The following is a 24,741-nucleotide window of genomic DNA, read 5'->3' on the forward strand; positions in this document are numbered from 1 at the left end:
CTGTTATTGGCGGTGACGCGTACGACGCCTTCTTATCAACCAGAAAATCAGCGCCAGCACCACGACAATGCCGATCACCATCGCCGGTGCCATATACGGCTGGAGTTTGGCCAGCAGGGTAACCGGACCGCCCGCCCGTAATACTGCAACATCCAGCGGAGCGACCTGAACCTGAGGGTTACCAAAATTGCTCAGCACATAGTTGGAGATGTCGGCAATCTGTTGATCCGTCAGCTGGGCGACATAGGAGCCTTCACCAAACTTCGGCATCAATACGTGCTCGTTGCCCACCTGGCGGTCCACTCCATAAAGCATGGTTGAAATCAGATTGGAGGCATTGGTCAGGCCGGTCGCAGTATTGTTATAAAGCGATGGATAAGCCTGATTTTTGCTGCCGCCACCGTCTGGCTGATGACAACTTGCGCAATAACCGCTAAACAGGGCAGCGCCGCCGGTAATGGTGTGATTGGCATTCGACGGATGCGCACCACGTAGACCTTCTTCGACATTCACCTGCCTGGATCCAAAGCTGTCTGCCGCCTGAACGTCTGCCGGATCACGCACCGCAGGGGCGTTTTTCAGGTAGAAGGCGATAGCTTCAAGATCTGAATCCGGCAGATATTGCAGGCTGTTCTGCACCGCTTCCGCCATCGGACCGGCCGCCTGATTCTTGCCTGAGGTCCGACCGGTTTTCATGTATTCGACCAATTGTGCCTGCGACCAGTTACCAATACCGCTGACCGGATCGGAACTGATATTGGGCGCATACCAGGGTCCTACCATTCCGCCCGCCAGAGGTTTACTCGTTTCCGACCCCATCATCAGATTTCGCGGCGTGTGGCAGGTATCACAGTGACCCGCGCCGTTAACCAGATAGGCACCGCGGTTCCATTCGTCGCTTCGGGTCGGATCCGGTTTGAACGCCGAGTTGTCGAGATACATCATGTTCCAGCCTGCCATTGCGATGCGCATATTGAACGGGAAGGGCAGCGCCGTCTGCTTGGTTGGCTGCTCGACCGGTTTTACGCCCAGCTGGAAATAAGCATACATGGCCTGAACATCTTCATCGCTCATGTGGCTGTAGGAGGTATACGGCATGGCCGGATAGAGGTTCGCGCCGTCGGGACGCACCCCTTCACGCACGGCACGACTGAATTGCTGCAACGTATAATTGCCGATACCAAACTGCTTCGATGGCGTGATGTTGGTGGTATAGATAGTGCCCATCGGTGAATGGATGGGATAGTCACCGGCAAATGCCCGTCCTCCTTCAGGATTGGTATGACAGGCCTGACAGTCGGCCGCCGTGGCGACCAGTTTTCCCCTGGCGATGAGGTCCAACTGGCTCTCTTGTGCCGTGGCCAGCATGGAGAAACCGCTCAACACCAAGCCCAGCAGCGCTACACTCACTATTTTTTTCATGCTTGACCTGCCAGAGACTTTGCCATGTCATCCGCAGCTTTCAGCGCCAGCGCGGCCATCGTGAGGGTACTGTTCACCACGCTCGAGGACGGAATTGCCCCGCCGCCCGGTAACCACAGGTTTTCATGGTCATGGGTACGACAGTCGCCATTGACCACCGAATCGGCAGGATCATTGCCCATGATGGTGCCCCCATGATGTGGTTGTTGGCATTCAGATTGGTGGTGATGTTGAAATCTTCGGCCATAAACAGTTTACCGATATATTCCAGCTGCTTATGTGCGGCCACTGCACCTTCGCGGACATAATCTCCCACGTCGTAGTGAATGTCCGGGCACGGCAGGCCGTGTGGATCCTTGCGGGTTTTACTGAGCGTCAGGCGGTTGTCCGGATCCGGCAGCGGCTCGAGGCTGATAGAAAGATCCACGCCATAAATCGAGCGACGGCGGATCTCGTTATCCAGTTCTTCTCCGACCAGCCCCATTTCCAAAGCCTTGTTGGTGGCGGGGATCACCTGACTGATGTTGTTGACTATCATCTTGTTGGCCGAGTACTGACTGCGGAACTCGCCGTCTCGCGGTCCGACCAGACAGCTGCTTTGCGCGGGGCCGCGACCTATCCACAGCGGTTCCGAAGCAATGAAGGTACAGTGGAAACCCGAGTGGTCCATCATGTTGCGACCCACGTGATCCGACGAATTGGCAATGCCGGTCGGATTTTTTCATTGGCGGCCATCAGCAGCAGACGGGGGTTTCAATGCCGTTACAGGCCAGCGCAAATACTTTGCCCGTGGCTTTGTGCGACTGCTTTTTGTTGTCCAGCCAATGTACGGCGGTTACGCGATTGTTTTCATCGGTATCAATCTTGTAAACCACAGACTCGGCAAGCACCACGGCACCTTTGTTTTCGGCGCGTTCCACGTGGGCAATACCGTTATACATCGCGCCGATAGGACAGATTGGCTGACAGTTGTTGTTGCCACAGCAGGTCGGGCGGCCCTGCCACGGACGGGTGCTGCGGCCCTGGGGAATCGGCACCGACTTGAAGCCATGCGGGTTGACCACTTCGGCAAAACGGGTATCGCCATAGGCATAGGGCACCTGTTCCATCGGGTAGGGCTTGCTGCGCTCGGAAGGCGATTGCAATTCGGGATCACTGGGACCGGCCACACCAATTTCATCTTCGGCGCGGCAATAGTAAGGCTCCAGCTCTTCATAGGAAATTGGCCAGTCACGTCCGACGCCGTAGAGCGTCTTCATCTTGAAATCGTTGGGCAGATGACGCCAGCACGAGGCCGCCCAGTGCCAGGTGGTTCCACCCACTGTACGCAGATAACCCTGCTGGAAACTGCTGGCGCTTGGACCGGTCAGGTTCACGTAGTTGTTTTTCGGGAAGTAGAGCGGGGCAGGCGCCAGCTCCGACTGAGGATACAGCCCCTGAAAATCTGAACCGGCACGATTGGCAAACGGCATATTACGCCAGTTTTCAACGGCCTGCGCGCGCTCAATGCGCAAACCGGCTTCCAGTACCAATACGGAGTGGCCCAGACTCACCATTTGATCGGCAATCATGCCGCCAACAATTCCTGAACCAACAACAATCACATCGGCCGAGACGTCGCCGTCTGCGGTAAAAAGGGGTTTTTTCATTAGGCTTTGCTCGTTTTTACACTGTCTGGCGTCGCTTTCAAGCGCTCTTCTTTCATGGAGTCCGGCATCGGGGCAGCCGGAGGAGGGGCGGTGAACCACAGAGGTCCATTGCCGCAATAGGTGGGCACAATCAGCCCATCGCTAACCGGGCGATACATCAGCGCATCTTTATAGGCAATCAAAATGGTATCGGTACCATTTTTAACCGTACCTGTATACCAGCCGGTAATGATGGCGGTCAGGATATCGCCAAGCTCGTTCTGACGTGCGGCATTTTGAAAATCTTTCGCTCGCAGGCCGGGTTTCAACAGGGCAAACAGTTTGGAAACCTGGGCGGGGAACTGCGGGCTACCTTGATAAAAGGCATTGAATATGCGCGCAGACATGCCCGGACTGAGATCCTGATGTTCAGTGATAGCCTTGGAAACCTGAAAAAACTGGGTAAATATCACGGGGTCGCCCGTCGCGGTATCTTTTTCAGCCTGGGTTAAAAACGGAAATCCGAGCAAGGTCGCCGCCACCATCGCCGAACCCACGCCTTTCAGCATGTCACGGCGACTGAAACCGGTACCATTTTCACGGATGTTTTCGTTAAAAAGTGAACGATTGTTGTCCATCTCAACTCTCTTTTGATCGGGGAGTAAGCCAGTGGCTCGCTATATGTTTTTATTATTGTTTTGAAGTTACTGAGAAACGAAGCGCTTACAGAAAGCCTTTGCTTCATGAATAGGGTAAGTCAGTAAAAACGGTGGGGATGATAATCGCAGAAATGTAAAAATGCGCTAACAAATCGTGCTAAAAAAATAACATTCTGTTTTCATTTTGGTCTGGGTTAACAAATTTATAACGCGGGGTAGTCCATAAAAGGCGAAATGTCCAAAATGTTACGAACCTTATGGTTCATTTTATATTAACCAAATGTTTCAGTTATAACGTTATGATTATTAGAGATATAAATTTTTTTTCACAGGCGTGTTGTTTATTTTTTGTAGCATTAAGGCATCTAAAAGGTAACGGCTATGCATGAAATTGGTTGAGAAATGACTCTGAAAGGGTTACAAATGAGCCGAAGTGAGATCGGGATCCCAAATTTGCGGCTAAGCGGTCAAAAAAACGACATAACTCACCGTATCTGTACTTAAATGGTTAATGGCTTGTAAAATATTAGTTGTTCTTAAGCTATTTATCAGGCAAAAAGAGCAGAACTGAGTTATAACTTGGTTCATGCGTTGCGAATTTGTAAAATTTATGTTGGATTTTTCTGGGGTGTACTGTGAACAGCAATCATTTTTCCGTGATACATCGATTACCACTGAGCTATCGCTGGTCTTCCGGACTGGCGGGCATCAAGGTGGAAGCCATTCCGCTGCCTGCCGATGAAGAGGACAGCAACCTGATTGGTCTGAAGCTGCTCAGCCCGGAAGGTGATACCGCGCGGCAGGTCCTGCAAAGTCTGAATCTTTCGCTGCGGGAAATTCAGGTTGAGAGCAGCATCGTCGAATGTGACGGCGAGCTTTGCCTGGTTCGTCAAACGTGACGACGAAAGCGCAACCATGTGTCGCCTCAAGAATATCGGCACGGCCATTGCCGAATCGGTTTCCGTTTCCGCTATCTATCCTTTCTGATGACGGTTGGCTAATCACGCTAACCGTTGTTGCCTTCCGCCAATGCCAGCAATTTTCGCGTGTAAGCCTGTTCAGGCCGCGTGAAAAGCGTTTCACACTCTCCCTGCTCGACCACTTTACCGCCTTGCAACACAATCAACTGATGACAAAGGCTGCGCACCACCTGTAAATCATGGCTGATAAACAGATAGGACAGGCCGTGACGCTGCTGTAAACGATGCAGAATGTCGAGGATCTGCGCCTGTACCGATTTATCGAGAGAAGACGTCGGCTCGTCAAGAATAACCAGTTCCGGTTGCAGGATAAGGGCGCGGGCGATAGCGATGCGTTGGCGCTGACCGCCCGAAAACTCGGTGGGATAGCGATGTCGGGTCAGGGGATCCAGCCCCACTTCCTCCATCGCCTTGATGACCTGTTCTTCGCGCTGCTTTTCGTTCAGTTTTTTATGCACCTTGAGACCTTCGGCAATAATCTGCATCACGTTAAGTCGTGGATTAAGCGCGGAATAGGGGTCCTGAAACACCACCTGAATCCTGCTGCGAAAAGGCAGCATTTCACGGCGGGAAAATTGGTGCAGCGGCTGGCCGTCGAATTCGATTGAACCTTCCGAGCGCAGCAGACGTAGCAGTGCAAGCCCCGTGGTGCTTTTCCCGGACCCTGATTCGCCCACCAGCCCGAGACTTTCGCCACGCCGCAGGGTAAAACTCAGAGGCTGTAGCGCCTGTTTAATGCTGACGGTACGGCGCAGCAGGCCGCGACGCACCGGAAAACCCACGGCGAGATTTTCAACGCGCAGCAAGACGGGGCTGTCGGCTTTTACCGGCCGCGGATTTCCCCGCGGTTCGGCCAGCAGCAGCTGGCGGGTATACGCGTGTTGCGGTGCGGTGAACAGCGCTTCCCGCCGATTGAACTCGACACAACGCCCTGCTTTCATGACCGCCACATTATCGGCAATGGCGCGTACGATGCGCAGGTTATGGGTGATAAACAGCATCGCCATGCCCAGCTCGTCTTTCAGCTCCTGCAACAGCGCCAGTATTTGCGCCTGCACGGAGACATCGAGCGCCGTTGTCGGTTCATCGGCAATCAGCAGTTTGGGCTGCGTCAGAATAGCCATGGCAATCATGACCCGCTGCCGCTCGCCACCGGAGAGTTGATGCGGGAAATCACCAAGGCGCGACGCCGCCTGGGCAATGCCTACCCGGTCGAGACAACTGATGATTTCGCCCCGCGCCGCCTCGCGCCGCATGCCCCGATGCAACGCCAACACTTCTGCCAGCTGTTTTTCGAGAGTATGCAGCGGGTTGAGCGACACCATGGGTTCCTGAAAAATCATCGCAATGCGATCGCCACGGATTTTACGCAGCGCAGGCTCGCTGGCGTGCAGCAGACTCTGCCCCTCAAAGAGAATGTCGCCGCGTGGATAGACAACCGACTGCGAACGCAGCAGCCGCAGCACCGACAGCGCCGTGACGCTCTTGCCCGAACCGGATTCGCCGACCAGCGCCAGCGTCTCGCCCGGTGAAATCTGCAGGGAAAGGTCATGCACAACGGTAGACAACGCCCCTTGCTGGCGGAAAGCGATATCCAGATGTTCGATACTGAGCAGTGGCGAAGGGGTCATGGCATGGCTTCCTAACGTGTCTGGCTGGGGTCAAAGGCATCGCGCACCGCTTCGCCGATAAAAATCAGCAGTGACAGTAACATCGCGAGCACCACGAATGCGCTGATACCGAGCCACGGTGCCTGAATATTGTTCTTGCCTTCAAGGAGCAGCGAGCCGAGCGAAGGGGATCCGATGGGAAGACCAAAGCCAAGAAAATCCAGCGAGGCGAGGGTGGTTATCGAGCCGCAGAGAATAAACGGCAGATAGGTCAGGGTCGCTACCATCGCGTTGGGCAACATGTGGCGCAGCATAATGGTGCCATCGCCGACGCCCATCGCCTGCGCCGCGCGAATGTAGTCAAAATTGCGGGTGCGCAGAAATTCGGCCCTGACCACGCCGACCAGCACCATCCAGCCCGAGAGCACGGTAATCAGCAGCAGCCACCAGAAATTTGGCTGGACCACGCTAGACAGCATGATGATCAGAAAGAGCGTGGGCATGCCGGACCATACTTCAATAAAGCGCTGACCCCACAGGTCGACCCTGCCGCCGTAATAACCCTGGGTCGCACCTATCACGATGCCGATGAGAGATGACATCAACGTCAGCATCAGCCCGAACAGCAGCGAGATACGCAGGCCATAGAGTATTTCGGCCAGCACGTCGTGCCCGTTGCTGTCGGTGCCGAGCAGGTTCTGCCGTGAAGGCGGTGAGGGAAACGGCCGAGAGGTCGAAAAGTTGATCGCGTTGTAACTCTGCCGAAGCGGTGCCCATATCACCCAGCCATGCGTTTCCAGCTGGTTGACCACAAAAGGGTCCTGGTAATCGGTAGCGGTTTGCAATTCGCCGCCAAACGTCGATTCACTGTAGTTTGTCATGAACGGCACATAGAGATGCCCCTGATAACGCACCAGCAGCGGTTTCTCGTTGGCCAGCACGTTGGAAAGCAGCGCCAGAATCAGCAGGACCAAAAATATCCACAGCGACCAGAAACCGCGACGATTACTGCGAAAACGCGCCCATCGCGCCTGATTGACGGGATTGAGCGGCATCAGTGTCGGCCCTCGAAGTCAATGCGCGGGTCAACCAGCGTATAGGTAATGTCGCTGACGATATTAAGCAGCAAACCAATCAGGGTAAAGATGTAGAGCGTACCGAACATCACCGGAAAGTCGCGTTGCAGGGTGGCGTCGTAACCCAGCAGGCCGAGACCGTGCAGGGAAAACATGACTTCAATCAACAGTGAACCAGTAAAGAACATGCTGATAAAGGTGGCCGGAAATCCGGCAATGACCAGCAGCATGGCGTTGCGAAACACATGCCGATAGAGGATTTTTTCTCGTCCAGTCCTTTGGCGCGCGCGGTTACCACATACTGCTTCTGCACTTCGTCGAGAAACGAGTTTTTGGTCAACATGGTCAGCGTCGCGAAGCCACCAATTACCGTCGCCAGAACGGGTAGCGTAATATGCCACAGATAATCCGTTATCTTGCCGTACCACGGCAGAGAGTCGAAATTGGCCGAAGTCAGCCCACGCAGGGGGAACCAGTCCAGATAATTGCCGCCGGTAAAGAAGACTATCAGCAGAATGGCGAACAGAAACGACGGCACGGCATAGCCGATGATGATAACCGAACTGCTCCAGGTGTCGAAAGCGCTGCCGTTTTTCACCGCCTTGCGGATCCCGAGCGGTATCGACACCAGATAGATAATCAGCGTGCTCCACAAACCCAGACTGACGGAAACCGGCAGGCTGGCTTTTATCAGTTGCATTACCGATGCGCCCTGAAACAGGCTATCGCCGAAATCGAAGCGGGCGTATTGCCAAAGCAGGGTGAAATAGCGCTCGTGCAGCGGCTTGTCGAAACCGAAACGATGGGTAATTTCGGCAATTACCTCGGGGTCAAGGCCGCGCGAGCCGCGATACTGGCTGTCTCCAACCTGACCCAGTCCGGCGCTGGCGTGGCCGGTCCCGCTGCCGCTATTGCCGCCCGGCAGTCCGCTGCTCTGACCCATCTCGATGGCGGCAATAGCCTGATCGACAGGCCCGCCGGGGGCAATCTGCACAATAAAAAAGTTGAGGGTGATAATTGCCCAAAGCGTAGGGATAACCAGCAGAAGGCGGCGAAACAGATAGGCAGTCACGGTCGTCTCCTCACTTTCTGGCCGCTTGCAGGCGCGCAGCCTTGTTCATGTCATACCACCAGGTGTCCAGTTCGAGCGAGAAGGGCGGTCGCACGGCAGGCATCGAGAATTTATCCCAGTAGGCATAGCGGTCGCGATTGGAGTACCACATCGGGATCATGTAGCGGTGCCAGGTGAGCACGCGGTCTAGCGCATGGCCCAGCGACAGCAGCGCTTCAGGCTGGCCCTGATGCGCCACGATCTGGTTGGTGAGCTGATCGATGGCCGGATCGCTGACGCCCGGCGTGTTGTAGGTCGAATTGAGGTATTTCGAATTCCACATAATCTGCAAATCGGTGCCGGGGTAAGGCACCGCCCGGTAAACGGTCGGGATCATATCGTAGTCTCGGCTGCGTAAGCGGCTGATAAATTGTGAGTTATCTACCTGACGAATACTCATGTCGATGCCGAGCCGCTGCAAGTTGTGCTGAAAAGGCAGCACGTACTGCGCGTTGCCGCCACTTGGCAGCAGCAGCTCGAAAGCGAAGGGCTTGCCGGTTTGCTGGTTGACGAGTTTCTGATTGTTGATTGTCCAACCCGCCTCTTTCAGTAAGCGGGTTGCCTTGAGGAGATTGGCACGGTCGTTGCCGCTGCCGTTGGTGCGCGGCGGCTGGTAGAGCTCACTGAAGACTTCGTCCGGCACCTTGCCTTTTAACGGCGCGAGCCAGGCGAGTTCGGCGGCATCGGGATATTTGCTGGCCGCATAGTCGGTATTCTGGAAATAGCTGTCTGCGCGGCGGTAGGCACCGTAATACAGCGCCTTGTTCATCCAGTCGAAATCGAAAGCCAGCGTCAGCGCTTCCCTGACGCGTCTATCCTTGAAAATCGGCCGTTGAATATTAAATGCCAACCAGCGCGTATCCTGCGCGGCCTTGTTCACGTCGTCCTGCCTGACTATCAGGTGGCGGCTGAAATTGCTGCCCTGATACTGCGTCGCCCAGTTTTTTGGCGACGGCTCCATGCGAAAGTCAAAAGCGCCGGATTTGAAAGCCTCGAGTGCGACATTGTCATCCAGATAATAGTCATAACGAATGGTGTCGAAATTAAAGCGCCCGCGGTTTACCGGCAGATTGGCGGCCCAGTAGTGGGTGATTCGGGAGTAGGTCACATATTGGCCCAGCTTGTAATCGCTGATGCGATAAGGCCCGCTGCCCAGAGGTGGCGTTGAAAGCGGTTGATTGAACTTGTGCTTTTCCCAGAACTTTTGCGGAATAACCGGCAGGCCCAGCAACCCGAGCATCTGCTCTTTGCTGGGGGTCGGGAATTCGAAACGTACCGTCAGCCGTGAAATGGCTTTCACCACAACGCCTTTATAGACCACGCGAAACTGTGGCACGCCTTCGGTCATGAATTTCTGAAAAGTAAAGGCGACGTCGTTGGCGGTAATCGGGCTGCCATCCTGAAAGACGGCGTGAGGGTTTATTTCGACCTCAACCCATTTGAAATCGCTGTCGTAGCGCGCCGAATCGGCAATCAAAGGATAATAACTACCGATTTCGTCGCTTGAAGGCGTAAACAGGCTGTCATAAAGGGTATCACTGCGGATCGCCGCATTGCCGCGCGAGGCGTAGCGGTTGAAGTTGTCGAAAGTCCCAATGGCCGAAAGCGTGATACTGCCACCTTTGGGCGCAGCAGGATTCACATAATCGAAATGGGTAAAGTTGGAAATATATTTCGGTTCACCAAGAATGGCGAAGGCGTAGCCGTCTTCAATGGATTCGGCATGGACGAAGAATCCGGAAAGCGACAGTAACAGAGCTGTCATTACGCGAAGAAACATCCTGGAAACCACTCCTGTCTACATGCCGCCGATGCTGAATGACTCAATAATAGATTGAATATCTTTAAATAACCATTTTAGGTGTTGTACTACCGTCAAGGGAGAGTTTCAAAGTGCGGACGGGAGAAGGGAAAGAATTTGATGGCGATAGCGGGAAATAAAAAAAGACCCTGTATAAAGGGTCCTTTTTTATTCGCTTGGCTTGGACAGCAAGAGGTGACGCCGATTTCGCTGCTATTGCAGCATGGCAGTCGCCAGACTCCCGGTACTGCTGCTGGCATGTGAGCCGGAGAGTACGCGTCTACCTTCACGATAGCGTTTGGTCCAGTAGCTTTCCGTCAGGTTCGAAATCATCACGCCATTGCTGGTAGAAGCATGGACGAACTGATCGTTACCCAGATAGATGCCTACGTGACGCCCTGTCGAGCCTGCACCGAACAACACTAAATCACCGGGACGCAGCTTGTTACGCTGGATCTTTCTGCCTGTATCTTCCTGCTCGTAGGTCGAGCGGGGCAGGTTCAGGCCAAATTGTTCGCGGAATGTTAACTGTACGAAGGCCGAGCAATCAATACCACGCTTGCTGTCGCCGCCTAACCGATAACGAACGCCTTTCCAGTCTGCATATTGATCCATGATTTTGGATTTAATATCGACGTTGCGAACCATTGCTTCGAATTCATCCTGAGAGGCTTGAAGTAAAAGACCGTTTTTGTCCTTAACTGCATGCATCTCAGTTTGTGCGCTTTCTGTGTTCGAAGAATGTGTACCACTACATGCGGAGAGAAGGATTGCCGCGCCAATCGCGGGTATCGCCCGCCATAAATATCTCAGAAACGGTTGAGACTTGACCATTGATGTTATATTCCCTTGCTGTCCTTAACGATATAAATCGTTTTGCCTTGCATAGTTAAACCTCAGGGGGCATTGCGCTGTACGTTCATCCAAAACAACTCTTCTGAAAAAAGTTTTTTGGGAATCACTCATTGCTGCCGGGCTCTGAAAATTAACTATTTTGGGCAGGGTTGAGTGCCGAAACCAAGCGAGACTACCTGTCGCAATCAGCTTGAGCAAAGGCTTAGCCAGGAAATTGTGTAGTACCACACACTTTTTATTGGAATCAAGCCATTAATGCCACATTTCTGTGCAACGAGGTCGAGATTACCGTAATGATTAGGGGAATGCGAGAGGTTTTAACGTTTTTTTAATAAGAAATAATGATGTAAGTCAGTGTAACTACTCATGTAAAAAAGGTTGATTGAGATTTGTGCTTATTTGGCCTAAAAGCGCAGCAGAATGCGGGTTGCGAGCATTTTTTCCGTTTGTCCTATTTACAATCGAGCAAAATAAAATGGCTCGAAAACAGGGAAATGTTGTTCGAGCCATAATTAAAAACGATATTGTCAAAAAGAATTTTTTATTGAAGGAAATTCACTTACTCGATATTTTCGGCAGTTTTCTGTCGAGCCAACCGACCACTTTGTCGCTCGCGGGGGTCATCAGCAACCAGCTTGCTCCTACCAGTACGACCGAAAGCGAGCCGACCATAATATCCGTAAACCAGTGCGCGCCAATCATCAGACGCGGCATCGAGAAGATAACCGTAATCAGCAGGGCAATGGCAAAGGCGCGTTTGCCTAGGTAGCGCAGCATAAAGACCGTAAACACCATCAGCATCATACCGTGGTCGCCCGGGAAGCTGTCACCCGAGGAGTCTTTTGTCGGAATACCGGTCAATTCGCTTACACGATTGACATGCGGGAAGCTCAGAGACGGGCTCTTGTGGGATTCCGGCAGCAGGTGGCCCAGCTGATTCAGCACCACGGCGCTCAGCAGCATCACCACGCCGATAATAATCATTTCACGACGGCCGTGACTCTCTCTCTTGAGATAATAGGAGAGATAGAGCAGGCCCATCGCCACCAGCGAGCACAGGTCGAATGCGCGGTTGTTGGTAATCGCGACCACGTGCAAGAATGTTTCATTGGTCACGAGGTGACGATTGAAGTAGAAAAACACCGACGCATCGATAGGTGCCCAAAAACCGTGGTGAGCGGGCAGGAAATACGATAAAAACAGCGCAATGCCGAGCACGTTGAGCAGCAGTATCGCGGGAAGATTGCGGCGAAGCATAGATTCAAACCTATATAAAGAAATGGGAGATAGTCAAATTGCCGAATACGGTAAGCCCGCTAAGTTAAACGAATCTTCAACAGTTGTGCTTGCAGGGCATTCCAGTCACTGTTACTGCGCGAAATTAGCTCGAGTCGACTATCAACCGGCGCAGAAGGCAGGGTTTCGATATGCAAGTCGTCGCCCTGACGGTTCACTCGAAGTGTCCCTTCCTTTATACGTATCACCGCTTTGACTCGGTCAACCGGAGCCAGCCGCGCCCAGTCGAGAAAACCGGCGGTATCGAACTGCGTATCGGCATCGAAAATCCAGCCGCAACTGGAATATTCACCGGCTTCATTCAATGCTCGACGCCACCGTTGATGCCCCGGCAAACTCAACGCCGCCAGACCCTGTTTCGCGCCATGCGCATGATGATGCTTACCGTCCGGCAATTCGCGTTGATTCTTGCGCGGTTCATTCAGCAGGGCACAATCAATCTGCCCGTGTTCAACCTGTTCGATACGTAAACTGGCATCCTGTGCAGCGCGCCATTCCGCCAATCTGTTTTTGTCGTCTTCATTATAGGCATCTATTTTATTGACGATCACGATATCTGCGGCGGCAAGCTGGTCGCGGAAGTTTTCGTTGGCCACAACGCGCGGATCGGCGAGTTGACGGGCATCCAGCAGGCAGAGCGAGGCATTGAGCGTCAGCCAGGAGCGATACACTTCCGAGTTCAGCAACGCCAGAATCTGTTTAGGATGACCAAGACCGGTCGGCTCAATCAGCAATCGGTCCGGCTTGGCCTGTTGCAGCAGCATGTTCAACCCGACCTGCATCGGCAACCCGTTGACACAACACATGCAGCCGCCAGGGATCTCCTTTAGTACGGCTCCCGAGTCGGCAAGCAGCGCCCCGTCGATGCCCACTTCGCCGAATTCATTCACCAGCACCGCCCATTTTTCGTTTTCCGGTTTCTGACTCAGCAGATGGCGAATGGTGGTGGTTTTTCCGCTGCCGAGAAAACCGGTGATCAGATTGGTTTGTGTCATGCTTTTTCCTTGCTGTCGCTAAAACGGCATTCGACCCTCGCCGGGCAATGTCATCCTGATGATAAGTAAAATTTTCGCTAATAAGATGCCGTTACGCCACCAGAAAATCTAGTGAAATACGTGACGTATTCCAGTAATCGCTCTTTATCGCCAAAATCGGCGAGAAGGATCGCAAATCCGACCTTTTGGTCCGGCCAAAACCGCTGAACCAGGTGCGCCCAACGTCTTGCATGGTATACTTTTTCTTTGTCCATTCGGCGGAGACGCAGCGTATGCGGCTGTATCAGGAAATTGGTAACCAACTGCGACAGGCCATCGTTGCGGGTCAGCATCAACCAGGCGATCGCCTTCCTCCTGAACGCGATCTGGCTGAACGATTTGCCGTCAGCCGCAGCGTAGTCCGCGAAGCGCTGATTATGCTCGAGCTGGAAAAGGTGGTCGAAGTGCGCAAAGGCTCGGGCGTTTACGTACTTGAACCCGTCACCGATGCCGCTGAGCCTTGCGCCGACAGCGGTTACGGGCCTTTCGAGCTGTTGCAGGCGCGTCAACTGGTTGAAAGCGAGGTCGCGGCCTTTGCCGCCATGCAGGCCACAAAATCGGACATTCTCAAGATGCGCGAGGCCATCGAGCTTGAGAAAGGCTTTGTCGCGCAGGGTATTATCGACGAAAGTGCCGATGAACTCTTTCATACGCTTCTGGCGCAGGCTTCGCAGAACAGCGTGCTGGCCAACGTCGTGTATGAGTTGTGGCAGGTGCGCAAACATAGCCGTATGTGGCAGGGATTACATCAGCATGTCGGTGAACGGAATTACAGCGAGTTGTGGCTAGACGATCATCAGCAGATCCTGCGCGCAGTGATGCGTCGGGAGCCGAAAGCGGCAAAACAGGCGATGTGGCAACATCTCGAAAATGTGAAAAGCAAGTTGCTTGAGATTTCGGATGCCGAAGATCCCGCCTTTGACGGCTTTCTGTTTGAATCGGTGCCCGCCAGCCTCAACGACTAGCGGGCAGGTGAGTTAGCGAGAGGTTAATGTCCCGGCAACCGTAGCTTTTGCGCCGTCGCGTTGCAGACTGTGATAGGCGCGCAATATAGCCTCGACGACAGCGGTATTGGCGGGTAACGTCTCGCCAAATACGCTTTTCAGTCCGAGCAATGCCCGCACTCTCTCTTCGCCGTCCGCCGTGTTTTCAACGATTTCCCCAAGCTTCTCCGCCATCGGATCCTTTATCTCGATAGGTTGACCGCGGTCATCCACACCTCCGATGTAGCGCATCCATGCGGCCACGGCGAGCGCAAGCCAGCGATAATCGCCGCCGTGAAGCCCATGCCAGCGCAGTGAATCCAGCAGGCGTTGCGGCAGCTTTTGCGTGCCGTCCATCGCAATCTGCCAGGTCCGATGCTTGAGCGCCGGGTTACGGTAACGGTCAATCAGGCTGTCGGCATAGTGGGTAAGGTTAATGCCGGTCACGCTCAGGGTCGGCGCCTGGTTCGTCGAGCATCAGTTGATAGGCGGCGCGGCGATAATTCTCGTCTTCCATGCAGCTATTGATAAATTCATAGCCCGCCAGATAACCCAGATAGGCCAGAAACGAGTGACTGCCGTTGAGCATGCGCAACTTCATCTGTTCAAAAGGCAGCACGTCATTGACCAATTGGGCGCCCACTTGCTCCCAGGCGGGACGACCTGCCACAAAGTTGTCTTCGATAACCCATTGCAGGAAAGGCTCGGCCGCAATGCCGCAGGGATCGTCAATGCCGCCGAGTGACGCGCGGATCTCGCTTTCGAATTCGGGCGTCAAGGCCGGAACAATGCGGTCGACCATGGTACTCGGGAAGGTCACGGCGTGGTCTATCCAGCGGGCGAGGGCAGGATCCTTGGCGTCGGCCAGCCCGATAATCGCGTTTTTCACGACGTGACCGTTTTCCGGAATATTGTCGCAGGAGAGCACACTGAATCCGGGCAATCCGCGCTGGTGGCGCAGACTTAGCGCGGCGACCAGCAGACCGGGTGCGGTCGCAGGGGGGCATCGCCTTGCAGATCCCGCTGAATATCTGGATGCCGCATGTCCAGTTTTCCACTAACTGGTTCAATGCAATAGCCTTTTTCTGTAATGGTCAGGGAAACGATGGCCACCTGTGGTTCGGCCAGTTTCTCGACGATAGCTTCAATGCCCTCTATTCTACCGTGCATCGATTCGCGCACCGCCCCGACAATAATCGACTGATGACCCTGCGCGCCCTTTTCCAGCACGGAAAAGAGATGATCCTGTTCACGCAGCGCCCTGACAAGCGTATCGCGACCAAAGAGCGAGACTTCGCAAATCCCCCAATCTCCCCCAAGCCGGTTAAGTACGCGGTCGGTCATCAAAGCCTGATGCGCACGGTGAAATGCCCCAAAGCCGATGTGAACAATGCGCGTCTTTAGCTGTTGACGGTCATAGGCAGGTAGTTGAACCGCAGGCGGTAACGGGTGGGTAGAAATTTTGCGCATTGAAACTCCATCACAGTCTGGTGAGTAAATTGGTCAGGCCAAAATAGAAGGTCAGGGCGTAAATGGCGACATAAACGCGCTTTAGGTGTGGTTTCACTATAAGGAGAGGGAAGGTGAATGAAAATTGGTAAGGCCAAATTTTGACAGGGTTTGTGAAGCGGATCATAAGTTCAAGAGGATAATGGCTTCATCGGGGCGAAAAAAGAGCGCCGCAGCGCTCTCTGATTATTACCTTCCACTTCACAAACGCGGTTTAGGGCGCAGGAGTCACGTGGATAAGCTTAGGCACGACCCATATAGCGGTGTTCGGCAATGTGGATTTGAATCCTGTCGCCGGTGCTCAGGTATTCCGGCACCTGAATAACCAGACCGGTGCTCAGGGTGGCCGGTTTGTTGCGGGCGCTGGCGGAAGCGCCTTTGATGCCCGGTGCCGTTTCAACGATTTCGAGTTCGACCGTCTGCGGCATTTCCAGCGCCAACAGCTGGCTGTCCAGAGTCAGCACCTGCATGCCCGCCAAACCGCCTTCAGGAATGAACAGCAGTTCTTCTTCAATCTGGGATTTGTTGAAGGTATAAGGCGTGAAGTCTTCGTCATCCATAAAGATGTACTCGTCGCCGTCAATGTAGGAGAAGTTGACCTTGCGGCGAGTCAGCGTGACGGTATCTAGAATGTCGTCACCCTTGAAACGCTCTTCAACCTTCATGCCGGTGCGCACGTCGGAGAAACGCATCTTGTACAGCGTGCTTGCGCCGCGGGCGCTTGGACTCTGAACATCGATATCTTTTACCAGCAGCAATTTACCGTCGTAATTCACAACGAAGCCGCGTTTAATTTCGTTAGCACGTGCCATAACATAACCTGTTTGCAAAAAGTTTTGGATAATGGCCGACACGTTACTCGCGAGCGGGATTTCAGGCAAGTAGCTTGCAAAAAAGAGTGCTCGACAGCCTGTCTCTGGCGAGATGGCAGCGAATTTGCTGGTGGGATTTTCGCCGTACTGCTATTGTCTGCCGCTTACGGGGCATTGACCCCTTTTGCACTCAATCTGCAGCCCGGAGGGAGCTACCGATGGACTGTCGTACAGACTGCGGCGCATGTTGTATCGCGCCTTCAATATCCAGCCCGATCCCCGGCATGCCCAACGGCAAACCTGCCAATACCCGCTGCGTGCAACTCGACGAGTCCATGCGCTGCAAGATTTTTACCTCACCGCTTCGTCCCGCCGTCTGTGGTGCGCTCCAGGCTCGGCGCGATATGTGCCATACCCACCGCGACGAGGCCTTCACCTATCTCCTGCAACTCGAGCGTGATACCGCTCCCTAGTCTGCCTTTCTCTGTTTAAAAAACTCACTTCAGCTTAACCTGTCCAGTGTGATGAAGGGTTATGCCGCTCATTCGACGCGTTCATGGGTAAAGCATCCCTGTCAGCGACTTCAGCCGCCATGACAAAAATCGTCAGCTATACTTCAGCTTTTTTCCGAGCCTTTTTATGGGGCTAAAGGTTAAAAATGAAAAATGTGCGTAGCATCATAAAAATGCAACGCCAAAACACGCAATGCTTGCAAATTAAGCGGCGCAGAATGAGACTCATTGAAACGTTTCAGCGTCATTCGATTATTGAATTTAATCCCGTGGCGCTCCTTTTTTCTCACCAAAGCTGAAACGATTCAAATTCGGCACGAGAGGAGAATTATGTTCCAGTTGTCACAGCAAGATATCCATTTGGGCGCAGCGGCCGGTACCAAGCAGGACGCTATTCGCCAGGTTGCCGCCGCCCTGACCGAAGCCGGTCGGGTGAGTGAAGGCTATGTCGACGGCATGCTGGCCCGCGAGCTGCAAACGTCCACCTATCTGGGTAACGGCATCGCCATTCCGCACGGCACGACCGATACCCGGGATCTGGTGCTGAATACCGGTGTGCAGGTATTTCAGTTTCCCCAGGGAATCGAATGGGGCGAAGGGCAGAAAGCGTTTGTCGTTATCGGCATTGCGGCTAAATCCGACGAACACCTGGCGTTGCTACGTCAGCTGACCCACGTGCTCAGCGACGACAGCGTGGCTGACCAACTGGCTAAAACCGACTCTCCCGAAGAGCTGCGCAGCCTGCTGATGGGCGAAAAAACCGCCGCCGAATTCCGTTTCGATACCCAGCTTATTTCGGTCGATGTTGCAGCCGATAACCTGATTACCCTGCAAGCGCTGAATGCGGGTCGACTACAGCAGATTGGCGCGGTCGATACCTCCTTTGTGAGCGAAGTTATCAGCCGTACACCGCTGAGTCTCGGGCAGGGGATTTGGCTGAGTGACAGCGTCTCCGGCAATCTGGCGAGCGCGGCCGCCGTAAGTCGTCCAAAAACCGCTTTCGAACATGAAGGCGAAAAAGTGGCGCTGCTGCTGACACTGGCCGCCGCCGACGACAAGTCTCTGGATCTCCTCAACTATCTCGGTGATCTGCTGCGTGCCGGCAAGGCCGAACGTTTGCTGAATGCCGATGCTGTGGGCGTGCTGGCCTTGCTGACCAGCGAAGTCGAAGAACAAAGCGAAGTCCTGAGCGCCGAATACGTTATCCGCAACGAGCACGGCCTGCATGCGCGTCCGGGCACGGCGCTCGTGAACTGCATCAAGAAATTCAACAGCGATATCACGGTCACCAATCTTGACGGCAGCGGTAAGCCTGCCAACGGTCGCAGCCTGATGAAAGTCGTCGCGCTGGGCGTGAAAAAAGGTCACCACCTGCGCTTTACCGCGAGCGGTGAAGATGCCGAACTGGCACTGAAATCCATCGGCGAAGCCATTGCCGAAGGTCTGGGGAGGGCGCATGAGCCGTCGAGTCGCCACTATTACCTTGAATCCCGCTTACGATTTAGTGGGCTTTTGCCCCGAAATCGAGCGCGGTGAAGTCAATCTGGTTCAAACCGCCGGTCTGCACGCGGCAGGTAAAGGCATCAACGTTGCCAAAGTGCTGAAAGATCTCGGCATCGACGTGACCGTGGGCGGCTTCCTGGGCAAAGAGAATCAGGACGGCTTCCAGCATCTGTTCAGCAGCCTCGGCATTGCCAATCGTTTTCAGGTGGTTGAAGGCCGCACCCGCATCAATGTGAAACTCACCGAAAAAGACGGCGAAGTCAGCGATTTCAACTTCTCCGGCTTTGAAGTGACGCCGCAGGACTGGGAGCGTTTCGTCAACGATTCACTGAGCTGGCTCGGCCAGTTCGATATGGTCGCCGTTTGCGGCAGTCTGCCCGCCGGTGTCGACCCGCAAGCTTTTACCGACTGGATGACCCGCCTGCGCAGCCAATGTCCGTGCATCATCTTCGACAGCAGCCGTGAAGCGCTGGTGGCCGGCCTGAAAGCCGCGCCGTGGCTGGTCAAGCCAAACCGCCGCGAGCTGGAAATCTGGGCCGGTCGTAAATTCAATGATTTGAGCGACGTTGTCGAAGCCGCTCATGCGCTGCGCGATCAGGGTATTGCGCACGTTGTTATCTCTCTCGGAGCAGAAGGCGCGTTGTGGGTCAATGCTTCGGGCGCATGGATAGCCAAACCGCCCGCCTGCGAAGTGGTCAGCACCGTGGGTGCCGGTGATTCAATGGTCGGCGGCCTGATCTACGGTTTGCTGATGAGAGAATCAAGCGAACATACGCTGCGTCTGGCTACCGCCGTCGCCGCGCTTGCAGTAAGCCAAAGCAATGTGGGTATCACCGATCGTCCCCAGTTGGCGGCGATGATGGCCCGTGTTGATCTGAAACCCTTTAATTGACAGCAGGAGAGACAGAATGAAAACGCTGCTGATAGTAGATAAATCGATTGGACAGGCAAGCGCGCAACTGGCGAAAAATATGCTGGCGGCGGCTGCACAGAAAGCAGGTCATCAGGTGGTTTCCACTGCGGCCGAAGCCGAACTGGTTCTGGCCGTAGGCGACGCCGTACCTGCGGATGCGCAGGTCAACGGTAAAAAGGTCTACCTGGGTTCACTGGCCGAGTCTGTACGTGCGCCGGACGAATTCATCCAGCGCGGCGCAGCCGAAGCCACCGTTTATCAGGCTCCGGCCGTCGCGCCTGTTGCGGCGACCTCCGCACCGGCGAGTGCCGGTCCGAAACGCATTGTCGCGATTACCGCCTGTCCAACCGGCGTCGCCCACACCTTTATGGCGGCTGAAGCCATTGAGAGTGAAGCAAAAAACGCGGCTGGTGGGTCAAGGTCGAGACACGCGGATCCGTGGGGGCAGGCAATGCCATCACGCCTGAAGAAGTCGCGGCCGCCGATCTGGTGATTGTCGCCGCCGATATCGAAGTGGATCTCGAGAAGTTTGCCGGTAAGCCGATGTACCGTACTTCTACCGGTCTGGCCTTGAAAAAGACCCGACAGGAACTGGACAAGGCGCTGGTTGAAGCCGAACTGTACGAACCTAAAAAACAGGGGCAGACAGGCGCGGGCAAGAAGAAGGAAACGGGTACCGGCCCTTATCGTCACCTGTTGACCGGCGTGTCCTACATGCTGCCAATGGTGGTGGCGGGCGGTCTGTGTATCGCGCTGTCCTTTATCTTCGGCATCAAGGCATTTGAGGTGAAAGGCACGCTGGCTGCCGCACTGATGCAGATTGGTGGCGCGTCGGCCTTTGCGCTGATGGTGCCGGTATTGGCCGGCTTTATCGCCTTCTCCATCGCTGACCGTCCGGGTCTGACGCCGGGTCTGATTGGCGGTATGCTGGCGGTAAGTACGGGCGCGGGCTTTATCGGCGGTATCATTGCCGGTTTCCTCGCAGGTTATGTCGCGAAATTCATCAGCAACAAGCTGCGCCTGCCGCAGAGTATGGAAGCGCTCAAACCTATACTGATCATTCCGCTGGTTGCCAGCCTGATTACCGGATTGGTGATGATCTATGTCGTCGGTACGCCGGTTGCGAAAATCATGGCAGGTCTGACGTCATGGCTGCAATCTCTGGGGACGACCAATGCGATTCTGCTGGGTGCTATCGTCGGTGCGATGATGTGTACCGACATGGGCGGTCCGGTCAACAAAGCGGCCTACGCCTTTGGTGTCGCCCTGTTGAGTTCTTCTGTCTATGCACCGATGGCGGCGATTATGGCCGCAGGTATGGTGCCACCGCTGGCAATGGGTGTGGCTACGCTGCTGGCGCGTCACAAGTTTGAACAGAGTGAACGTGAAGGGGGCAAGGCCGCGCTGGTTCTGGGCCTGTGCTTTATCTCCGAAGGTGCGATTCCTTTCGCCGCCCGTGACCCGATGCGCGTTCTGCCATGCTGTATCGCCGGTGGCGCGTTAACCGGTGCCCTGTCGATGGCATTTGGCGCGAAACTGATGGCACCGCACGGCGGCCTGTTCGTCCTGCTTATTCCGGGTGCGATTACGCCGGTGCTGCTGTACCTGGTGGCGATTATTGCCGGTACCTTGCTGGCGGGCGTGTCTTACGCCATCCTCAAGCGCTCCGACGCCGCCATTGCCGCCAAAGTGGTTGCAAACAGCTAATAACGCCTTAACCCACTAAAAACGCCCGAAAATCTCGGGCGTTTTTTTATTATCAATCGGGGTCATTATGCCGCGTCGTCACCGCAGCCTTGCTGCTCAGCCTTGAGCCAGGCGATTTCGTCTCTCCAGATATCCGGATTCACGGTTTCGAGAATCATCGGGATGTTGTCGAAACGCGGGTCGCGCATGATATAGCTGAAGGCTGTGTTGCCGATATTGCCTTCACCAAGACTGTGGTGGCGGTCAACGCGGCTATTGAAGGCGCTTTTGGCGTCGTTGAGGTGCATGCCGCGCAGATACTCGAACCCGACCACCTCGGCAAAGTGTTTGAATGTCTGCTCGCAGGTCTCTTGCGTGCGCAGGTCGTAGCCTGCGGCAAAGGCGTGACAGGTATCAATGCAGACGCCGACACGGCTTTTATCTTCAACGCCGTCAATGATGGCGGCCAGGTGTTCGAAACGAAACCCCAGATTGCTGCCCTGACCCGCCGTGTTTTCGATAACGGCCGTCACGCCACGGGTTTTATCAAGCGCAATGTTGATGGACTCGGCGATCGTCGCCAGACATGTGTCTTCGTCAACCTGCATCAGATGGCTGCCGGGGTGGAAGTTCAACAGGGAAAGCCCCAGCTGTTCGCAGCGCTGCAGTTCATCGATAAACGCCTCGCGGGATTTTTCCAGCGCTTCTTCAACCGGATGCCCCAGATTGATAAGGTAGCTGTCGTGCGGCAGGATCTGGTTGCTGCTATAACCGTACTGTTCGCAGGCGGCTTTAAAACGCTGAATGACATCCTCTGCCAGGGGAGCCGCGCGCCACTGTCTTTGGTTCTTGGTAAATAGCGCAAATGCCGTGGCTTCAAGCTCATGGGCGCGCAAGACGGCCTGATCGACTCCGCCCGCGGCACTGACGTGTGGCCCTACAAATTTCATTTTACCCCCTGTTGGCTTTTATGAAGTATTCCAGTCATGTTGCCCGGAATCATAACTGCTTTGCGGGCAGCGGGGCAGTCTATAAATGTTAAAAGTCTTATGAATGGTCCCGTTGACCGGTTTCAAACCAGGGACGAAATCAGCAGGTTTATTCCTGCGCCGCCGACGATGAGCCAGATAAACAGCACGCCCGCCATCAGCAAAGGTTTGATCCCGGCCTGACGTAATGCACTGAAATGCGTGGTTAATCCGAGTGCCGCCATCGCCATGGCCAGCAGGATGTTGTCCAGCCTGAGCAGCACGTCGACCCAGCTTGCCGGCAGCAGCGCAAGGCTGTTAAACGCCGCGACAATGATAAATCCTGCAGCAAACCAGGGCACGGTGATATTCGAGAGGAAAGCACGGCCTACCTGCGCACCCACGGCTCCCTTGCGGGCGCGCCACCCGCCCAGCAACAGTAAAAAGGGAGCCAGCATCATTACGCGGATCATCTTGGCGATTACCGCCGTATTTTCGGCCTCGGGGGTTACGGCATGACCGGCAGCCACCACCTGCGCCACTTCGTGAATGGTCGAGCCGCTATAGAGGCCGAACTGCGCATCGGTCACTGAAAGTGCGGGGTGGGTGACAAGAAACTGCCACAGCCAGGGATACAGAAAGATAGCCAGAGTGCCGAAAATCACCACGGTCGCGACGGCAACGGTGACTTTTTCGCCTTCCGCCCGGATAACCGGCGCGGTAGCCATTATCGCCGCCGCACCGCAGATGCTGCTGCCTGCGCCAATCAGAAAGGTTGTCTGTTCGTCGAGAGCAAAGACTTTCCGGCCTAACCAGCAGGCGAGGAGAAAGGTGGAACCGAGTGTCATCAGGTCGATAATCATCCCCGATGCGCCCACATCGGCAATCTGCGCAAACGTCAGTTTGAAACCATAAAGAATAATGCCGAGGCGAAGCAGTTTCTGTTTGGCGACATTCACGCCTTGCTGGCAATGCGGACGGACGAGCGGATACAACGTATTGGCGACAACCATGCCCAAAGCTATCGCCAGCGTCAGTGCGCTTAATCCAAACGTGTTCAACAGCGGCAGTTCGCCTAACCACAAAGCCAGCCCCGAAATCACGGTTGTCAGAACTAAACCTGGTAAAACGCGTCCAAAGGGATAGGACATTTTAACCGGGGAGTGTTTTTCACTGCCTGTACGGTGGGATTGATGCTCTTCGGGAATGATGTGGCTCATAGATAAAGTCCTGCATGACGTTGCCTGAATACAGACTATTCTCCTTCCATATAAAAATGAAATTGATTGTAATCCTATAACCAATCTATAAAACTGGTATAGAATGAAAGAGGGCCGCGCGCACATGGACGGTGTGGATAGCGCTATACTCTTAAGTGGGAGGAGCGAGATTCGGCCAGGGGTGCAGAGGTTTTACCAGGCACTTTTCAACTTTGAATCAATCATCTATTCGACGGTATGTGAGTCGGGTAATCGATAACGAGACTCTATGCATATAACACTGCGTCAGCTTGAAGTTTTCTCCGAGGTACTCAAAAGTGGCTCGACCACTCAGGCCTCTGTTGTCCTGTCTTTATCGCAATCGGCAGTCAGCGCCGCTCTGGCGGATATTGAAGGCCAGCTTGGAGTAAAACTGTTTGACCGCGTGGGTAAGCGTTTGGTTATCAATGAGCACGGACGTTTGTTGTATCCCAAGGCACTGGCACTGCTCGAACAGGCCGGAGAGATAGAACGGCTCTTCAGCCACGACAGCGGATCGCTGAAAATCGGTGCCAGCAGCACTATCGGCAACTATATGCTGCCCGCAATGATTGCAGGCTATCGCCTCGATTTTCCACAAACACCGCTGGAACTCAATGTCGGGAATACGGATGACGTGATTAATGCCGTCGCCGATTTTCGGGTCGACCTCGGATTGATAGAAGGCCCGTGCCGTATGCCGGAGCTGATTACTCAGTCCTGGCTCGACGATGAGCTGGTGGTGTTCGCCGCCCCCGGAAATCCGCTGGCAGGCAAGACGCTCAGCCTGCAAATGCTGGCCGATGCGCCCTGGATCCTGCGCGAGCGCGGTTCCGGTACGCGGGAAGTGCTGGATCACCTCCTGCTGTCACAGCTTCCCGATTTCAATCTGGTGATGGAATTAGGCAATTCCGAGGCGATTAAACATGCCGGCTCGGCATGGTATCGGTATCAGCTGTCTTTCACGCCGCGTCATTGCCGAGCAGCTAGACAGCGGATCGCTTGTGGAAATAAACCTGCCCCTGCCGCCGCTGGTGCGAAAACTCTATCTTATCCATCATCGTCAAAAACATATTTCCAACGCGTTGTCCCGCTTCCTGACCTACTGCAAGGAACTGGTGTAATCTCCGCGCCGGTCGTCACCT

The 24,741-nt window shown here is 54.5% G+C and carries 15 protein-coding genes and 7 pseudogenes; 7 read left to right on the forward strand and 15 right to left on the reverse strand.

The features are described from left to right. Positions 1 to 3: 3 nt before the first annotated feature. The 3 genes and pseudogenes from O1V66_RS02770 to O1V66_RS02780 all read right to left on the reverse strand — a co-directional run bounded on the left by O1V66_RS02770 (position 4) and on the right by O1V66_RS02780 (position 3,688). Complete coding sequence (locus O1V66_RS02770) at positions 4 to 1,422, reverse strand: cytochrome c (protein WP_045047271.1); 1,419 nt, start codon at positions 1,420 to 1,422, stop codon at positions 4 to 6. After that, positions 1,419 to 3,071: pseudogene (locus O1V66_RS02775) on the reverse strand (GMC family oxidoreductase). Before O1V66_RS02775 ends, O1V66_RS02770 begins: the two are co-directional and overlap by 4 nt. Next, entirely contained in the window at positions 3,071 to 3,688 is a 618-nt protein-coding gene (locus O1V66_RS02780; RefSeq protein WP_045047269.1) for a sorbitol dehydrogenase family protein, read from the reverse strand. The pseudogene O1V66_RS02775 and the gene O1V66_RS02780 overlap by 1 nt, the downstream one beginning before the upstream one ends. Before the next feature lie 656 nt (positions 3,689 to 4,344). On the opposite strand from O1V66_RS02780, the pseudogene O1V66_RS02785 reads away from it, so the two are divergent. Continuing rightward, positions 4,345 to 4,696 (forward strand): annotated as a pseudogene (locus O1V66_RS02785) (YejG family protein). 19 nt (positions 4,697 to 4,715) lie between these two features. Here O1V66_RS02785 and yejF read toward each other — a convergent pair. The 8 genes and pseudogenes from yejF to O1V66_RS02825 form a co-directional block, all read right to left on the reverse strand. Then, complete coding sequence (gene yejF / locus O1V66_RS02790; RefSeq protein ID WP_045047267.1) at positions 4,716 to 6,320, reverse strand: microcin C ABC transporter ATP-binding protein YejF; 1,605 nt, start codon at positions 6,318 to 6,320, stop codon at positions 4,716 to 4,718. An 11-nt stretch (positions 6,321 to 6,331) separates the two neighbouring features. After that, positions 6,332 to 7,354, reverse strand: coding sequence for an ABC transporter permease (locus O1V66_RS02795; protein ID WP_045047266.1), 1,023 nt, complete (start codon positions 7,352 to 7,354; stop codon positions 6,332 to 6,334). Further along, positions 7,354 to 8,447, reverse strand: a pseudogene (locus O1V66_RS02800) (microcin C ABC transporter permease YejB). The gene O1V66_RS02795 and the pseudogene O1V66_RS02800 overlap by 1 nt, the downstream one beginning before the upstream one ends. Positions 8,448 to 8,457: 10 nt before the next feature. Then, positions 8,458 to 10,266: an extracellular solute-binding protein gene (locus tag O1V66_RS02805; RefSeq protein WP_045047264.1), complete on the reverse strand. Its 1,809-nt coding sequence runs from the start codon at positions 10,264 to 10,266 to the stop codon at positions 8,458 to 8,460. Positions 10,267 to 10,500: 234 nt separating this feature from the next. Next, complete coding sequence (mepS, locus tag O1V66_RS02810) at positions 10,501 to 11,121, reverse strand: bifunctional murein DD-endopeptidase/murein LD-carboxypeptidase (RefSeq protein ID WP_045047263.1); 621 nt, start codon at positions 11,119 to 11,121, stop codon at positions 10,501 to 10,503. Positions 11,122 to 11,697: 576 nt separating this feature from the next. After that, entirely contained in the window at positions 11,698 to 12,399 is a 702-nt protein-coding gene (locus tag O1V66_RS02815) for a phosphatase PAP2 family protein (protein ID WP_045047262.1), read from the reverse strand. A 59-nt stretch (positions 12,400 to 12,458) separates the two neighbouring features. Further along, complete coding sequence (locus O1V66_RS02820; RefSeq protein ID WP_045047261.1) at positions 12,459 to 13,433, reverse strand: CobW family GTP-binding protein; 975 nt, start codon at positions 13,431 to 13,433, stop codon at positions 12,459 to 12,461. A 91-nt stretch (positions 13,434 to 13,524) separates the two neighbouring features. Next, complete coding sequence (locus O1V66_RS02825; RefSeq protein ID WP_160292249.1) at positions 13,525 to 13,665, reverse strand: hypothetical protein; 141 nt, start codon at positions 13,663 to 13,665, stop codon at positions 13,525 to 13,527. Between the two features lie 40 nt (positions 13,666 to 13,705). On the opposite strand from O1V66_RS02825, the gene O1V66_RS02830 reads away from it, so the two are divergent. Then, the gene (locus tag O1V66_RS02830; protein WP_045047260.1) at positions 13,706 to 14,437 is read left to right on the forward strand and encodes a GntR family transcriptional regulator; all 732 of its coding nucleotides are present in this window, start codon (positions 13,706 to 13,708) and stop codon (positions 14,435 to 14,437) included. A 12-nt stretch (positions 14,438 to 14,449) separates the two neighbouring features. Here O1V66_RS02830 and O1V66_RS02835 read toward each other — a convergent pair. Together O1V66_RS02835 and yeiP are read right to left on the reverse strand one after the other, a co-directional pair. After that, positions 14,450 to 15,925, reverse strand: a pseudogene (locus tag O1V66_RS02835) (mannitol dehydrogenase family protein). Between the two features lie 281 nt (positions 15,926 to 16,206). After that, positions 16,207 to 16,776 (reverse strand): elongation factor P-like protein YeiP, encoded by a 570-nt coding sequence (yeiP, locus tag O1V66_RS02840; protein ID WP_045047258.1) that lies wholly within the window; start codon positions 16,774 to 16,776, stop codon positions 16,207 to 16,209. Positions 16,777 to 16,994: 218 nt separating this feature from the next. Between yeiP and O1V66_RS02845 the strand changes: the two genes are divergently transcribed. The 4 genes and pseudogenes from O1V66_RS02845 (at position 16,995) to fruA (ending at position 21,411) form a co-directional block, all read left to right on the forward strand. Next, positions 16,995 to 17,249, forward strand: a complete 255-nt coding sequence (locus O1V66_RS02845; protein ID WP_045047257.1) for a YkgJ family cysteine cluster protein — start codon at positions 16,995 to 16,997, stop codon at positions 17,247 to 17,249. 369 nt (positions 17,250 to 17,618) lie between these two features. Then, positions 17,619 to 18,737 (forward strand): annotated as a pseudogene (fruB, locus tag O1V66_RS02850) (fused PTS fructose transporter subunit IIA/HPr protein); the annotation flags it as partial. 7 nt (positions 18,738 to 18,744) lie between these two features. Further along, on the forward strand, positions 18,745 to 19,683 hold the full coding sequence (gene fruK, locus O1V66_RS02855; RefSeq protein WP_045047255.1) for a 1-phosphofructokinase: 939 nt from the start codon (positions 18,745 to 18,747) through the stop codon (positions 19,681 to 19,683). Between the two features lie 16 nt (positions 19,684 to 19,699). Further along, a pseudogene (fruA, locus tag O1V66_RS02860) lies at positions 19,700 to 21,411 on the forward strand (PTS fructose transporter subunit IIBC). A gap of 65 nt (positions 21,412 to 21,476) precedes the next feature. Here fruA and nfo read toward each other — a convergent pair. Continuing rightward, positions 21,477 to 22,340, reverse strand: coding sequence for a deoxyribonuclease IV (gene nfo, locus O1V66_RS02865; RefSeq protein WP_045047253.1), 864 nt, complete (start codon positions 22,338 to 22,340; stop codon positions 21,477 to 21,479). A gap of 122 nt (positions 22,341 to 22,462) precedes the next feature. Then, on the reverse strand, positions 22,463 to 23,509 hold the full coding sequence (locus O1V66_RS02870) for a YeiH family protein (protein ID WP_045047593.1): 1,047 nt from the start codon (positions 23,507 to 23,509) through the stop codon (positions 22,463 to 22,465). 337 nt (positions 23,510 to 23,846) lie between these two features. Between O1V66_RS02870 and yieE the strand changes: the two are divergent. Next, positions 23,847 to 24,720 (forward strand): annotated as a pseudogene (yieE, locus tag O1V66_RS02875) (DNA-binding transcriptional regulator YeiE). The last annotated feature ends 21 nt before the right edge of the window (positions 24,721 to 24,741 follow it).

Source organism: Rouxiella chamberiensis (assembly GCF_026967475.1).
Taxonomy (GTDB): domain Bacteria; phylum Pseudomonadota; class Gammaproteobacteria; order Enterobacterales; family Enterobacteriaceae; genus Rouxiella; species Rouxiella chamberiensis.

What these genes read in the sequence shown, in the direction of transcription:
- O1V66_RS02770 (WP_045047271.1), bottom strand. Translation starts at nt 1,422, where the DNA reads ATGAAAAAAATAGTGAGTGTAGCGCTGCTGGGCTTGGTGTTGAGCGGT.
- O1V66_RS02780 (WP_045047269.1), bottom strand. Translation starts at nt 3,688, where the DNA reads ATGGACAACAATCGTTCACTTTTTAACGAAAACATCCGTGAAAATGGT.
- yejF (WP_045047267.1), bottom strand. Translation starts at nt 6,320, where the DNA reads ATGACCCCTTCGCCACTGCTCAGTATCGAACATCTGGATATCGCTTTC.
- O1V66_RS02795 (WP_045047266.1), bottom strand. Translation starts at nt 7,354, where the DNA reads ATGCCGCTCAATCCCGTCAATCAGGCGCGATGGGCGCGTTTTCGCAGT.
- O1V66_RS02805 (WP_045047264.1), bottom strand. Translation starts at nt 10,266, where the DNA reads ATGTTTCTTCGCGTAATGACAGCTCTGTTACTGTCGCTTTCCGGATTC.
- mepS (WP_045047263.1), bottom strand. Translation starts at nt 11,121, where the DNA reads ATGGTCAAGTCTCAACCGTTTCTGAGATATTTATGGCGGGCGATACCC.
- O1V66_RS02815 (WP_045047262.1), bottom strand. Translation starts at nt 12,399, where the DNA reads ATGCTTCGCCGCAATCTTCCCGCGATACTGCTGCTCAACGTGCTCGGC.
- O1V66_RS02820 (WP_045047261.1), bottom strand. Translation starts at nt 13,433, where the DNA reads ATGACACAAACCAATCTGATCACCGGTTTTCTCGGCAGCGGAAAAACC.
- O1V66_RS02825 (WP_160292249.1), bottom strand. Translation starts at nt 13,665, where the DNA reads ATGCAAGACGTTGGGCGCACCTGGTTCAGCGGTTTTGGCCGGACCAAA.
- O1V66_RS02830 (WP_045047260.1), top strand. Translation starts at nt 13,706, where the DNA reads ATGCGGCTGTATCAGGAAATTGGTAACCAACTGCGACAGGCCATCGTT.
- yeiP (WP_045047258.1), bottom strand. Translation starts at nt 16,776, where the DNA reads ATGGCACGTGCTAACGAAATTAAACGCGGCTTCGTTGTGAATTACGAC.
- O1V66_RS02845 (WP_045047257.1), top strand. Translation starts at nt 16,995, where the DNA reads ATGGACTGTCGTACAGACTGCGGCGCATGTTGTATCGCGCCTTCAATA.
- fruK (WP_045047255.1), top strand. Translation starts at nt 18,745, where the DNA reads ATGAGCCGTCGAGTCGCCACTATTACCTTGAATCCCGCTTACGATTTA.
- nfo (WP_045047253.1), bottom strand. Translation starts at nt 22,340, where the DNA reads ATGAAATTTGTAGGGCCACACGTCAGTGCCGCGGGCGGAGTCGATCAG.
- O1V66_RS02870 (WP_045047593.1), bottom strand. Translation starts at nt 23,509, where the DNA reads ATGTCCTATCCCTTTGGACGCGTTTTACCAGGTTTAGTTCTGACAACC.